This is a genomic window from Halorubrum persicum (genome assembly GCF_002727125.1).
Taxonomy (GTDB): Archaea; Halobacteriota; Halobacteria; order Halobacteriales; family Haloferacaceae; genus Halorubrum; species Halorubrum persicum.
On record NZ_NHOA01000017.1, the window covers coordinates 1 to 12,666 of the forward strand.

The window sequence follows — 12,666 nt, forward strand, 5'->3', positions numbered from 1 at the left end:
CGACGGCAGCGGTTGGTGGAATGGGTCGGAGAGCGGAGGGCGACAGCAGACGGCGACAGCAGACAGCGACAGCAGGAGGGACAGCTCTCGGCGGGCAACGGCATTCGACGTCGGCGCGGCGGACCCCTTCTCTAGCTCGGAAGAAGGGGAGCGAGGAGAATTGGTTGGTGGGGGTTGAGTGGAGAGGGCGGGTTGGATAGTCTCCCCGCGTTGCCGTGGGCGGGCTGGTCAGGGCGGAGCCGAGGAGTCGGACAGGACGGGGCCAGACGGTGGGCGCGGCGGCGGGGAGTAGTCGGGGCCGGCAGAGAACGCGGAGTAAGGCCGAAGTTGGCAGTCAAGAGTAGGGTTTAAACATAGCTATAGGAGCTGTCAACTAGAGTCTCACAGCCAAGTAAGGTTCGAGAGGTAGGAGAATATTCTAATATGTGTCGCTTCGACTTATTTTCCCGTCCTGCTGGGTGCACACGTTTGGGCGATCTATGTTCACAAAATCGCTTAGAACTTTTAGTCGAAAGAGATAGTAGTAAAAATTCTATTTTTATTAGTGGTTCAGAACGATTCGGACAGTTCCTTTGTGGTGACTTCTCTGATAGCCGACTACCGTATTGCAGGGGTGTTGTTCGGTTATCTGGCGAATTACTGGTCCAGTTGTCACAACTCCGACTGGGCGTACGATATGATTTTCTCGCCAAATCACGAATTGAAATGTCAAACTGATTTTGTGAGTGTGGTTATTATGCTCGTCTCCAAATCGCATGGGGTGTATTGAATTTATATTAAGTATACAGTATTACCAGATAAGATGCCTGAGTGCGGGTGATTCTATTTCGCAGAGGGTTGGAAATTTGGGCTAAAATTCCGGCCATTAGTGGTCTCTGGAAAGATCTATGGCAGATTACAGTCCAATCTAAATAAATAACTGAAGATACCCTTCAATCAATTGGAATATGAAGAAAATATTATAATAATTCGGCTCTGACTACTAATTAGAACGATAACATGGAACCAGATGACCCACGACAACAGACCCTTCAGATGAATCGTAAAATCTGGGTTTGGGATACAGCCGAAAACCTACGAGAAATGTATTGGGGCAACGGAATGACCCTCAAAGACATCGCAACGAAGGTGGGGGTTTCGATAACAACGGTCCACCGGCGAATGAAAGACCGCAAAGTTCCAACTCGAGGCCCCGGACCATGGACCAGACGCAGTACCTTCCGGACGAATACTGATGGCAACGAGGAAGCGTCCGGATCACACAGATCAGTCGACATCCATCAACTAGTTATGGTCGCTGAGCATGGCACCAAAGCTGTGTACAACCGTGATGTTCATCATCAAACGAAGATTGCGTTCGATAATCGTCCGACTAATCTCGAATTGCTATCGCACAGTGAACACACAACCTTGCATAACAGGTTAGAAACCCATCCTGAAAATCAATCAACGCTCTTCAAATTCGCAGCTAATGGGGAAAACAAACCAGATTATTTGGAATCGGCAAACACATAGTTCTAAAATCAAATTCTACGTTCCCAGGGCTAGAGAGCCGTACTCGTCACGTCCGAGAACGAATCTCCCGTAACCACTATTAGGCACTTGCGGATAAGTCAGCAAGTGCGATTTACGTGCTGATGTTGTCGATGTGGACTTAGCCGACAATCTGTTTCCATACTTCCGGAGCGCAAGCGCCTCCCCGGATCACTCGTGTTGTGAGTGGTTTGTTTTTAGCTACCGGTAGGCGTGGAGTGTGATTTACCAAGTGATTAAGCATACGGACTGATTCGAGCGGTAAAAGTACTCAAAGACCGGAATTCGGCGTGCGAGGTTTGTGGTGCTGATATAAAAGCTACAATCGCTCCTACGCCAGACTAGCACGAGTCCAGCGGAATCCCCCGGCGTCAGGACGCCGGAGGGTTCGTGCTGCCAGACGGATGACAGCAAGCCAGAATACCCGTGTCAGGAGTGATAACTCTGTCTCTCAGAACACCACTCCGGACACCGACCCACAGACACACCGAGTCGTACAACTCGCACATCAACCCCGTGAAGCGACCACGAAGTCACAGATACGCCAGCAGGCCCGCCTTGACGAAGGCGCATTCCAGAGAACGCGACAGGCCCATCGAACGACGCACCGACGAGGAGGGCGAGCTGCATGACCGCGACATCCAGCGAGTCGGCGTCACTTGCCATCCCAATGGATCCTGATAGCGTATTCGATGCAATCGGGAACCGTCGCCGTCGTCGCGTCCTGTTGTCCTTGTCACGGGCTCCCGATGAAGTCACTGCTGACGAGCTTGCGGTCGAAATCGCGGCCATCGAAAACGGAATCGACCCCAGCAAAGTCGGGAGCGACGACCGAACCCCAGTCTACATCGCATTGACCCAACGGCATCTTGAGACGCTCGATGGGGTCGGCGCGGTCGACTATGATGACCGTTCGAAGACTGTGACTTCGACGGACGCGACGGAACCGCTCGCCGAATACATTCGTCGACTCCAGACGGCCTGCTACAAGCCCAAGTCGGAGGAATCCACATGACAGACACCCAAGCGCACGCCCTCGCGACGCTTCGAGACATCGATGGCCGTTTCCACCGGCTCTTTGAGGCGGTCGATACTGCGGATGAGACAGCAGCCACGCCAGTCCCAGACCCAATCACCACACTCCGACGTGCACGCTCGCAGATCGACGCTGCGCTCTTTAAACAGCACCGTCGAACAGACGACAACCCACTCCCAGATGGCGGCTCGTGTGTCCTCCAGTGGACTCCAACTACGTCTCCACCGCGGCGGCTCGTTCTGGAGCCCGACGGCGACGGCGATAGCTGGACGCGGCGTGAACTCGAGTGGACAGGCGCTGGCTGGCGCAGCTGTCGTCGCGACACCATCCGTGATGTTGCGATTAGCGCCCCCGCGGAACCACGCTACCCAGACCCCGTCGATCCGCCAACACTCGACACGCTTCTCGCCTTGATTCGCGGCACCTGGACGAATCCGGACCCGGCCGTTCTCGTCTTCGATACGGCCGGGATGACTGAACAGGGCGTCCTCATGGCTGTCGAGGACGAACTCCGGTATCGAGGAGCCGATAGTCACCAGTGGTACACCGTCACCGACGAAGCGGAACTCTCTCATCACGTCCAGAAGCAGGGTCAGCCGACCGTCCAGTCGCTCTCGGAGACTTCGCTGACGCGCCAGCACTTTACGCCGAGTCCACTCACCGATGACGACGGATGAGCCCACTCCAGGGGAGTACGATGACCGCCTGAGCCTGCTGACGAAGACAATCGGGGCACTCCGTGAAACACTCGAGCGCGATCATTCGCTTCCCACTGACCAACGGATGTTCGCCTGCCGGCTCCTCTTCCTCGCGAGCCAGCCGATCACTGAAGCCGAACGGATTCTGCCCGAGCCAGACCGAGATGTTGACTCAGCAGAAGATCTAACTCCCGCTTCATGGGATGACTACGCGGCTGCAGTCATCAACATCGAACGGCAGTTGTGCTGGCTGATTCGCTCACTCCGTGCTGTACAGCCGGCAGCCCACCACTATGACGAACCACCCGTCGAGAAGTTCACAACAGCCCTCGAGTACGCGACAGCCCTCCGAGATATCCTGCCAGCGGTTCCCGAAGATAGTCCAGTTCTCGCCGACATAGAGGACATCAACCTCGACAACGTTGACCCGCACGTCGGGGGGCGTGGGAATGGTGATGGGCGGTGGCTGGAGTATCAACTCGAGCGTGCACTGGGGCGCTGGGGATACCGTGCAGCGACACGCCAACACCTCTATAGTATGGAGATTGATGTCGTCGCTAAACGGAGTGAGAAACAGCAGCAGCCCAATGACTGGATTGTCGCCCAGTGTAAAGACTGGACAGACGACCCAATCACACCGACGGCTCTCTTCCGGTTGTGTACCGTGGCGTTTGCCTGTCGTGCGATGCCAGTGCTCTGTCACACGACCGAGTTGACGCCGCGGACCGAGAAACTGGCGCGTGAACTCGAAGTGCGCGTGCTTGAGCTACCAGACTTAGAGCGTGCAGAGCTGCCTGCCCCACAGATTGCCAAACCAACGATGGAATTCCGAGAATGGGAGCCACAGTACCGCGCTCGCGAGCATCGTGGCATGTTCCCGTTGATGTTCCGCAGCGAGCCAGGGAAACGCTTCAGCTACGTCCCCGGGTTCAAGCCAGTCGGCAACGACGCCGATTACGAACCGATCGAGAGTGATCGGGATGACGATGCGCATCCCGCTGCTGGTCATTAACTCTCTACAGGATTGGACACCGAGTGTCGAATTATACTTCTACTGGCCAGGAGCGAAATTCTCTGAAATGTTCTTCGGAGATCTGCTGAGGCATATCCATCTGCGAAAATCGTATTATCGTCCGCCGACAGATATTGGTACGGATGCCCGTTCCGGTTGACGAACTCACGAGTGACGATCGGTTCCCGATCAAGCCGGACACGAACGAGTACTGCGCTCTCAGCTTCCTTATCGCACACCGCGAATACGGCTTCACTCCACGCGAAATCGCAGATCGAACAGCCCTCAACAAGACCGCCGTGTCGAACACGATGGATCGTCTCTTCGAGCACGGGCTTATCGAACGAGTAGACAACGTCTATTACGTTGACCCAAGCCGAGCCAGTGAGCTAAAGCGACGGCTTGAATCGCTCGATTCACTCGTTCAATTCTTCGAGTCAGCACCCGACGACAACTACGCCGAGAAGGGCTGGGAACAGGAACTCCCGACCTTCGATCCAGATGCAAAAGCAGATGCCCCGGAGGAGGACTCCGAAACGGCAGAAACACAAGCAGAAGACCTCATCGCAGATATCGAAGATTGTCGTAGAACAGAATAACCTCGCTTCCGTGTTTAAATTCCGCGTCCATGTCTCAGTACCGGCTTTCCAAGACCATACAGGGGAGTTCGTCGTCGCCGCCGGTGAGCGTGAAATAGAGTGCCGTACTGCCTTAGTGGAGGCCAGTGATTTCGCCAATCCAACGGACGCCGTTGAGGGCAGGCGTGTCCTGGACGACCGACGCGATCCGGTCGTTCAGCTGTGACACGCTAAGGACCTCTCTCGCATCGGGTTCGACCGCCTGCCGTTCGGTATCCGGTGCGTCCGCCATCTCCGTTTTCTAACTTCTGAACAGGAACCTCAAAAAGCTACGTTCGAGTGCCGGGGTTGGCTGCGTTACGCAGGCCTACAGGTCGCGGGGCTGGACCGTCTTCCGGTCGTTGGCCTCAGCACGCTCTGCGGCGTCGTCGAGCAGTTCGGCGACCTCTTCGTTGAGGGCGTCGTAGAAATCTGCCGAGACGTTGTGGTCCGAAAGTGCGTCCTTCACGGCTGCTTTGACGATGAGGTCAGACATTCCATCGCGGACTTCTCTTGTCCACCATATAAAGGTTCGAAGTTCTCACGTAGTCTTCCTGGCCAGTCACGCCGAATTCGCCTCTGAGTACCAGAGAGAACATATGCCACCCCTCAAAAATAGGGAACAGGCAGATGCACGATCTAACTGGGTTCCAGCGGGATATCTTGTACGTAACCACCGGGCTCGAGGAACCACATGGGCTCGCAATCAAGGACGAACTCGACGACTACTACGAGCAGGAGATCAATCATGGCCGCCTCTATCCGAATCTCGACGATCTCGTCAACAAAGGACTGCTGGAGAAGGGTGAACTCGACAAGCGGACGAACGTGTACACGGTCACGCAACGCGGATTGCGGGAAATCGAGGCGCGACGTGAGTGGGAAAGTCAGTATTTAGAAGATGTGAACGCACCCACTACGTCGTAGAATCATTATAAAAGCGAGACTGCTTTACCTACTTCCCACGAATCCACAGTAAGATGGCTCGGCTCGTCTTCTATCACCACCCCCAGGCCGAGAATTTCTCACTCAAATATAGCTCGGCATCGGTGGCAGAAATCCTGTCTCAGCGAGAGCAATCCGACGAGTCAACAAAGCTCATCGGGTACCCCTTTGAAACACCGGTCTATGTGCTCTACGAAGGCGATTCAGAGATCGAATCAGCCTGAGAGGTCGACTTCGATCAGGAATGGCTGAGCGACCGTATTCGTGACCTCCCCCGTGCTGGGCAGGTTGTCGCATTCCGATTAGTAGAGTTGCTCGAAGCCGCGGTCGATGTTCGAGATGAGGATGAGTTCCGACTCTACAAGGAGTTCGAACCGCAAAAGATCCAGCAGGCACTCGATCACGTCTCCTGGGGAGCACCACTGCCGACCGTCGCTGGAGAGGTGATGGCGAATTTGATCCTCCGACATTCCCTCCCAAATGCGAATCACCGAACTGGCATCGCGATGCTGCAGTTCTGTATTGAGAGTGTGGACCCGGATTTTGAGATGCCACGAACGCACGTCGACGACGATACCTGGCGAGAGTGGGTCAATCCCTATATTGTTGATTCTAAGCGTCTCATCACGGTCCGCCGGAACAACCTCCGTTTCAAGCAACTCGAAGAGCTGGACGTCGACCTCGTCGAACGGAAAGATGGGATCCAAATCCGGTTAGCCGAGTTCGAGCTGGATATGCACTGGCGAGAAGCCCTCACAGAGTATGCTGGGCAGCACGAATCCCACTGTACGGACTTCGCGCAGGCAGTTCTCGAACGAGCAGGACGGGACGATCTACTTGACCGTCAAGGACCAAAGAAACAAGAGTTCATCACGTATCTGGAGAACGGACTGGTCGAACGAGACTTCAGAGAAATGTTTTGATCAGTCGCGAAGCTCGGCGACCGACTGACCAACCTCACGGACGTGTTCACTTCGCTCGAGGTCGAGTTCCTCGGCGAGGTAGTCAACCGTCTCTTCGAGGCTCATATCGGAATGAAGTCCGTCTAACGGTATAAACCTAGTGCTGGCGCAACAATGTCGCCCATCAGAGGAAGCGTCTGTGTATACCAAACTTCGCACCCCTCGGGATAACTGTGGAATCGGTGACCGCATAGCGATACCCACCGAAATCACGCAGTGTCGCCATTTGCTGTCCATTAACCGAACTCAATTGAAAGAAGCTCCGAAGCGATCGGGAGCGTTTCAGTCTGCAGGTTGTGCGTCAGTCGCTGGTGTCCCGCTTGGAAGCTCGGGGATGGACAGGTCCACGCGGCGGAGCAGCTGAGCGTTGATCGCGACGATTACTGTACTCAACGACATCAGAAGTGCACCCACAGCGGGGGACAGCAGAATCCCAATCGGTGCCAACACGCCTGCTGCGAGCGGAATCGCGAAGACGTTGTAGCCGGCGGCCCAGACGATGTTCTCCTGCATCTTCCGGTAGCTCGCCTTACTGAGCTTCACCAGCCGAACGACGTCCATCGGGTTGTTCTGCACGAGAATAACGTCGGCCGACTGGACCGCGACGTCGGTGCCACTCCCGATCGCAATGCCGACGTCGGCTCGCGTCAGCGCCGGCGCGTCGTTGACGCCGTCGCCGACCATCCCCACGAGTTTGCCCTGGTCCTGGAGTTCCTGGACTTTCTCGTCCTTGTCTTGGGGTAGGACCTCCGCGAACACCGTGTCGATGCCCAGTTCGTCGGCGACAGCGTTGGCGACGTCCTGGGAGTCCCCAGTCAGCATCGCCACCTCGATGCCCAGATCGTGGAGGGCGTCGACGACGCGGAAACTCTCCTCGCGGATCACGTCGGCCATCGCGAAGGCGGCGATCAGCTCTCCGTCACGAACGAGATACACCACAGTCTGGGCGTTCTGACCGGCCTCGTCAGCGAAGTGCTGGAGATGGTCGGGAATTTCGCTATCGAGTTGGGCCAACAGGTTCGGGCCACCGACGTACACCTCGTTTCCGTCGACATTCGCCCGGACACCCTTGCCTTTAATCGCCTCGAAGGCTGTCGCGTCAGGAGTAGTTACATCTCGCTCGTCGGCGGCCTCACGGATCGCTCGGGCGATCATGTGTTCGGAGTCACTCTCGACGGCTGCCGCCAGCCCGAGCGCGTCGTCCTCGTCAACGCCGTCGACGGTCGCCATATCCACGACGCCGTGTTCACCCTCAGTAAGCGTCCCTGTCTTGTCGAAGATGATGGCATCCAAGTTCCGCGCGTCCTCCATCGCAATTCGGTCGCGGACGAGCATCCCGTTGCGCGCTGCAAGTGAGGTGTTGATCGCGACGACCAGCGGGATGGCGAGCCCGAGGGCGTGTGGGCAGGCGATGACGAGCACCGTCACGACTCGCTCGATGACCGTCGCGTCGAACGAGACTGCGACCGTCCACGCAATCGCGGTCACGACTGCCGCCCCGAGCGCGACGTAGAACAGCCAGCCGGCCGCCCGGTCGGCCAACACTTGCGTCTTGGACTTGCTCTGTTGAGCTTCCTCGACGAGGCGCATGATGCCCGCGAGTGTTGTCTCCTCGCCCGTCGCACCGACGCGAACACGGAGACTCCCGTCGCCGTTGATGGTGCCGCCGATGACCTCGTCGCCAGGCTCTTTCGAGACGGGCTTGGACTCGCCGGTGATCATCGACTCGTTGACGTCGGAGTCACCCTCCTCGACGGTGCCGTCAGCAGGGACACTCGCGCCCGGCCGGACGAGCACGAGATCGCCTTCCGAGAGCTCACTGACGGGAACTTCTTCGGTCTCCCCGTCGTCGGTGATACGCTCGGCGGTGTCTGGCATCAGTTTCGCCAGTTCGTCGAGCGCGCTGGAGGCCCGCCGGACCGACCGCATCTCGATCCAGTGGCCCAGCAGCATGATGTCGATCAGCGTGACGAGCTCCCAGAAGAACGCCGACTGCGTCGGGAAGACCACGCTCGCGAGGCTGTAGACGAACGCGACGGTGATCGCCATCGAGATGAGCGTCATCATCCCCGGCGACCGATCTTTCAGCTCCGGTACCGCCATCTGGAGGAACGGCATCCCACCGTACGCGAAGACGATGACCGCGAAGACGGGGTTGATCCACTCGCTGCCCGGGAACGCGGGGACGGAGAACCCGAGCCACTCCTGCAGCATTTCGCTGTATAGCAGGACTGGGATCGACAGGAGCGTCGAGACGAAGAAGCGCCGGCGGAACATCTGCTCGTGGCCCTTGTGCATCCCGCCATGCCCCTCACCGTGGCCCTCATGGGAACCGTGGTCGTGTCCTTCGCCCTCGTGTCCAGCGTGCTCGTGCTGCTCGTCGAGCACTGTCTCACTCTCCGCAGCAGGGTGTGCCTCTTCTTCCAGTAGGTCCTGTTCTACCCGCTGCTCGTCCGACTCGGCGTCCGATTCATCCTGCTCGCCGTGTTCGTGCTGGTGACTGCTGTCGTCCTGCTGGTGTTCCCCTCCAGGGAGATTCTCATTTGTATCTTTGTGGTCGTCCATAGCCCATATTCTCTGTAGAGGTGGATCCGCTGGCCCCCTGAATCTTCCCCACTGAACTGTACAGCAGGACCAGCGTAGCGAAGCTTCAAAGACAACGGTTGGCCGTTGTCTCGGAGTGGTCCGCGCGATTCTCAGGCGTAAGCGGTGTACCCGGCGTCTTCGACGGCCTCCACGAGAGCTGTGACATTTGCCTCACCATCGACGCTCGCCTGTTCGCTCTCCCTGTCGACGGTCACGTCAGTCACGCCGGATACCTCTTCGAGGGCCTCTTCGACCGTCTGCTCACAGTGACCGCACGTCATGCCTTCCACGATGATCGTCGTCGTCATACAGGGATACACACGGCCTCCTCTCTTTAGCGGATTTCCCCTTCGATCATACTGATATCGTGGGGCTCAAACTTTAGATTCAAAGCGATACCTGCGGCCGTAACGAACTAGACATCGGATGCGCCAGGTGTCAATAGCGAGAAGGCTCAAGTATCGTTGTGACGCTCCCTGTACGTCTTCGCCGCTAAAAAGACATAGAGTGCGCCGATAGCCCGAATGCCCAAGCGGAATCGCTCGTTCCATTCTATCGACTCTGGACGCTCGTACAGGAACGCGGTGGCAAATCTCTGATACAGGTCGGGAAATAAGAGGACTATCGCGCCGAACACGCCGGTAAGATTCATCAGCAACGCGTATGCTCGCCCGTTAAAGAGTGAAAGCGCAGCTATCAGAACACCCTCCGACCGGACTGCTGGACGTATCCACCCTCTCACTGTTCCCTCGTCTGGATTCGAAATCGCGAGTTTCTCGAAGAGCTCGACGATTTCGTCCGGGAACAGCGCTGAGATAGCGCCGAGGACACCGACGAGTGTTCGAATCATACGATATGGTACGACCGATATGGATATAACTCCCACTGCGACGCTACACTATCGAGAACGAGGGGAGTCCGAACAGTAGCGGCTTCGAACCGGGCACGACGCGCAGAGGCCGCTTGTCGAATGGGCGTCCTGAATCCTTATGGATTCGGGGCATACAGGGCGTAGAGGATCGACAGCATCCCGGCTGCGGTGACGAGTGCTGCGACGAATCCTGCTTCGAAGATCGACACCTGGAGGAGTTCGAAGAGGACGCCTTCAAGGAGGCCGCCAAGCCCGACCAATGCGAAGCCGGCGGCGACGTACAGGAGTAACTGCGTGTGATGCCGTTGGTATCCGCGATAGGCCTGGTAGGCGATCACCAGCGCCAGGGCGGTCGTGAACAGCTTGCCGATGACGAATAACGTGTGTTCCATGAGTCAGTCTCCCCGCATTTCCTCGAAGATGGACGTAATCCGGTCGGCGGGGTCCGGCCGAACATCGATCTGCACGTCGAAGCCCTTGGCCTGCAGGAGGACTTCGACGCGTTCGAGGCGCGCCTCGTATTCGCTGTAGTGCCGTCCGCCGGGGTCGACGTGCGTGTACTCCTCGAGGAGGCCCTGCTCGACGAGGCGGGTGACACGCCGCGAGACGGTCGGGCGTGACATATCGCATTCCTCGCTGAGCTCCTTCGCGGAGAGTCGGTCGGTCTTCGTCGCCACGAGGATGTTGCGGGCGTACTCGTCGTCGAGTGTGGCGAAGATGTCCGACGGGTCGGCCTCCTCAGTCACACGTCCGTACTCGCTACAGGAGGGTAATATAGCCCGCCGGTTTTCTGACTCAGAACGCCGGCTCGCTGTTATATCGTCTCTACCCGCCTACTGATAGTTGAAGGTGCAATAATTATGTCCACACTCGACTCCGGCATGAACCAGCTCGAGAGCAGAGTCGGCGGCCTGACCGTCGGCGGGAAAGTCCACAGCCTCAGCGCGTGGTTCGTGCTGGCGCTCCGTCTCATGATGGGCTACGCGTTCGCGTACTCCGGGTTCACGAAGATCACCGGCGAGTTCGCGGCCGGCGGCTACCTCTCGAACGTTGCGGCGACGAACGGCAACCCGCTCGCAGGGATGTTTGCGTGGATGGGTTCGACGCCGTGGTTCGTCGAGTTCGCGAACGTCGCCGTGCCGTACGGCGAGCTGTTCATCGGCCTCGGCCTGCTCGTCGGTGCGCTCGTCCGCCTCGCGGCGTTCTTCGGCGCGCTCATGATGCTCATGTTCTACTTCGGGAACTGGGACATGGGCCACGGGTTCATCAACGGGGACTTCGCGTACATGCTCGTGTTCCTCGCGGTCGCCGCGTTCGCCGCGGGCCGCATCCTGGGCCTCGACCAGTACATCGAGAACTACGACGTCGGCGGCGAGACGCTCGTCGAGCGCTACCCCGCCCTCGAATACATCCTCGGCTAACCACGCCGAGACCGTTGGGAGTACAACAATGCAAAATCCAATTCAAGCACGCGGGATTCGTTCTCTGGGACTCATCGTCGTTGGAGCGCTAGCACTGGCTGTCGTCGCCGGAATGGTGCTAACGCACGCGACCATCCCAGATGCAATGATGTGGGGCTGGCACGACGGGATGTGGAACGACGGCCACATGGCCGGATGGGGTAGCTGGGGCTGGGGGATGATGCTGTTCGCGCTCCTGTGGATGGCACTCCTCGTCGCCGTCCCCCTCGGTCTCATCTACTGGCTGGGAACGCGGTCACAATCGAACGGCCCCGCCGAAGATAGCGCACTCGCCGTCCTCCAAGAGCGGTACGCCCGTGGCGAGATCGACGACGAGGAGTTCGACCGCCGTCGCGCCCGTCTCACACCAGATGATGGACGGTAACGGACGATCGTTCCCTACTCGCTGACTTCAGTTTTCACGACGGTTGCCGGACGCGTCGTCAATCGGAGAACGCGGTCAGTGACACTTCCGAGCAACGCACGATATTCGTCCGGCCGGCGTTTGGTACCGAGCACGAGGAGATCGGCGTCACAGTCGTCTGCGTGATTCACGATAGTCTCAGCGGGGCGACCATGTTGCATCGACGTCTCGACGTCGACATCGGCCTCTTCGGCTCGATGTCGGAATTCCGAAAGCGTCTCCTCGCCGTGTTCTTCGAGACCGTGTTCGGGACCTTCGGCTTCGTCGACGTACTCGTCCCCGCTGTACGCAGTTACGACATCCTCGTCAACGACGTAGAGCACGTGGAGGACTGCATCGTGGGCGGCTGCGAGTTCGAGTGCGTGTGTTTCAGCATCTTCAGACGCGACAGTTCCATCGGTCGACAGGAGAATTCGGTCGTACATTCAGTCAGAATTCAAAGGCAGGTATCATAAATTCGGCGTCCAATTCTCTCTGCTCAAGAGTCACGGTAGCGTGTTCAGTATGGCCGCGTCAGCGGAT

General features: G+C 57.8%; 15 protein-coding genes and 1 pseudogene. 9 read left to right on the forward strand and 7 right to left on the reverse strand.

Annotated elements, in window-relative coordinates; translation table 11 throughout:
• Positions 1–1,083: 1,083 nt before the first annotated feature.
• The 5 genes from DJ69_RS19155 (at position 1,084) to DJ69_RS02465 (ending at position 4,878) form a co-directional block, all read left to right on the forward strand.
• Positions 1,084–1,515, forward strand: a complete 432-nt coding sequence (locus DJ69_RS19155) for a winged helix-turn-helix domain-containing protein (RefSeq protein ID WP_394295192.1) — start codon at positions 1,084–1,086, stop codon at positions 1,513–1,515.
• Between the two features lie 646 nt (positions 1,516–2,161).
• Entirely contained in the window at positions 2,162–2,548 is a 387-nt protein-coding gene (locus tag DJ69_RS02450) for a DUF7344 domain-containing protein (protein WP_245851447.1), read from the forward strand.
• Positions 2,545–3,246 carry a hypothetical protein gene (locus DJ69_RS02455; RefSeq protein WP_099254156.1) on the forward strand — a complete coding sequence of 234 codons (702 nt, stop codon included), beginning with the start codon at positions 2,545–2,547 and terminating at the stop codon, positions 3,244–3,246. The genes DJ69_RS02450 and DJ69_RS02455 overlap by 4 nt, the downstream gene beginning before the upstream one ends.
• Positions 3,233–4,279: a hypothetical protein gene (locus tag DJ69_RS18175; RefSeq protein ID WP_180271698.1), complete on the forward strand. Its 1,047-nt coding sequence runs from the start codon at positions 3,233–3,235 to the stop codon at positions 4,277–4,279. The genes DJ69_RS02455 and DJ69_RS18175 overlap by 14 nt, the downstream gene beginning before the upstream one ends.
• Positions 4,280–4,422: 143 nt before the next feature.
• Positions 4,423–4,878, forward strand: coding sequence for a MarR family transcriptional regulator (locus DJ69_RS02465; RefSeq protein WP_099254157.1), 456 nt, complete (start codon positions 4,423–4,425; stop codon positions 4,876–4,878).
• A gap of 346 nt (positions 4,879–5,224) precedes the next feature.
• Here DJ69_RS02465 and DJ69_RS02475 read toward each other — a convergent pair whose 3' ends face one another.
• A complete protein-coding gene (locus tag DJ69_RS02475) occupies positions 5,225–5,392 on the reverse strand; it encodes a DNA-binding protein (RefSeq protein ID WP_004048632.1) in 168 nt (55 codons plus the stop codon).
• 134 nt (positions 5,393–5,526) lie between these two features.
• Here DJ69_RS02475 and DJ69_RS02480 point away from each other — a divergent pair, with 134 nt between their 5' ends.
• On the forward strand, positions 5,527–5,823 hold the full coding sequence (locus tag DJ69_RS02480) for a PadR family transcriptional regulator (RefSeq protein WP_004048633.1): 297 nt from the start codon (positions 5,527–5,529) through the stop codon (positions 5,821–5,823).
• A gap of 53 nt (positions 5,824–5,876) precedes the next feature.
• Positions 5,877–6,764, forward strand: a pseudogene (locus DJ69_RS02485) (hypothetical protein).
• A gap of 321 nt (positions 6,765–7,085) precedes the next feature.
• Here the strand turns inward: DJ69_RS02485 and DJ69_RS02490 are convergent.
• From DJ69_RS02490 to DJ69_RS02510, 5 genes are all read right to left on the reverse strand, one after another.
• Complete coding sequence (locus DJ69_RS02490; RefSeq protein ID WP_099254158.1) at positions 7,086–9,368, reverse strand: copper-translocating P-type ATPase; 2,283 nt, start codon at positions 9,366–9,368, stop codon at positions 7,086–7,088.
• A 131-nt stretch (positions 9,369–9,499) separates the two neighbouring features.
• Entirely contained in the window at positions 9,500–9,697 is a 198-nt protein-coding gene (locus tag DJ69_RS02495) for a heavy-metal-associated domain-containing protein (protein WP_004594582.1), read from the reverse strand.
• A gap of 146 nt (positions 9,698–9,843) precedes the next feature.
• Positions 9,844–10,239 carry a hypothetical protein gene (locus DJ69_RS02500; protein ID WP_004594583.1) on the reverse strand — a complete coding sequence of 132 codons (396 nt, stop codon included), beginning with the start codon at positions 10,237–10,239 and terminating at the stop codon, positions 9,844–9,846.
• Positions 10,240–10,376: 137 nt separating this feature from the next.
• Entirely contained in the window at positions 10,377–10,652 is a 276-nt protein-coding gene (locus tag DJ69_RS02505) for a DUF7521 family protein (RefSeq protein ID WP_004515576.1), read from the reverse strand.
• A gap of 3 nt (positions 10,653–10,655) precedes the next feature.
• A complete protein-coding gene (locus DJ69_RS02510; RefSeq protein WP_099254159.1) occupies positions 10,656–11,006 on the reverse strand; it encodes an ArsR/SmtB family transcription factor in 351 nt (116 codons plus the stop codon).
• A gap of 114 nt (positions 11,007–11,120) precedes the next feature.
• On the opposite strand from DJ69_RS02510, the gene DJ69_RS02515 reads away from it, so the two are divergent.
• Positions 11,121–11,681 (forward strand): DoxX family protein, encoded by a 561-nt coding sequence (locus DJ69_RS02515; RefSeq protein WP_099254160.1) that lies wholly within the window; start codon positions 11,121–11,123, stop codon positions 11,679–11,681.
• A gap of 28 nt (positions 11,682–11,709) precedes the next feature.
• The gene (locus DJ69_RS02520) at positions 11,710–12,105 is read left to right on the forward strand and encodes an SHOCT domain-containing protein (protein WP_099254161.1); all 396 of its coding nucleotides are present in this window, start codon (positions 11,710–11,712) and stop codon (positions 12,103–12,105) included.
• 14 nt (positions 12,106–12,119) lie between these two features.
• Here DJ69_RS02520 and DJ69_RS02525 read toward each other — a convergent pair whose 3' ends face one another.
• On the reverse strand, positions 12,120–12,569 hold the full coding sequence (locus DJ69_RS02525) for a universal stress protein (protein ID WP_099254162.1): 450 nt from the start codon (positions 12,567–12,569) through the stop codon (positions 12,120–12,122).
• Positions 12,570–12,666: the final 97 nt, after the last annotated feature.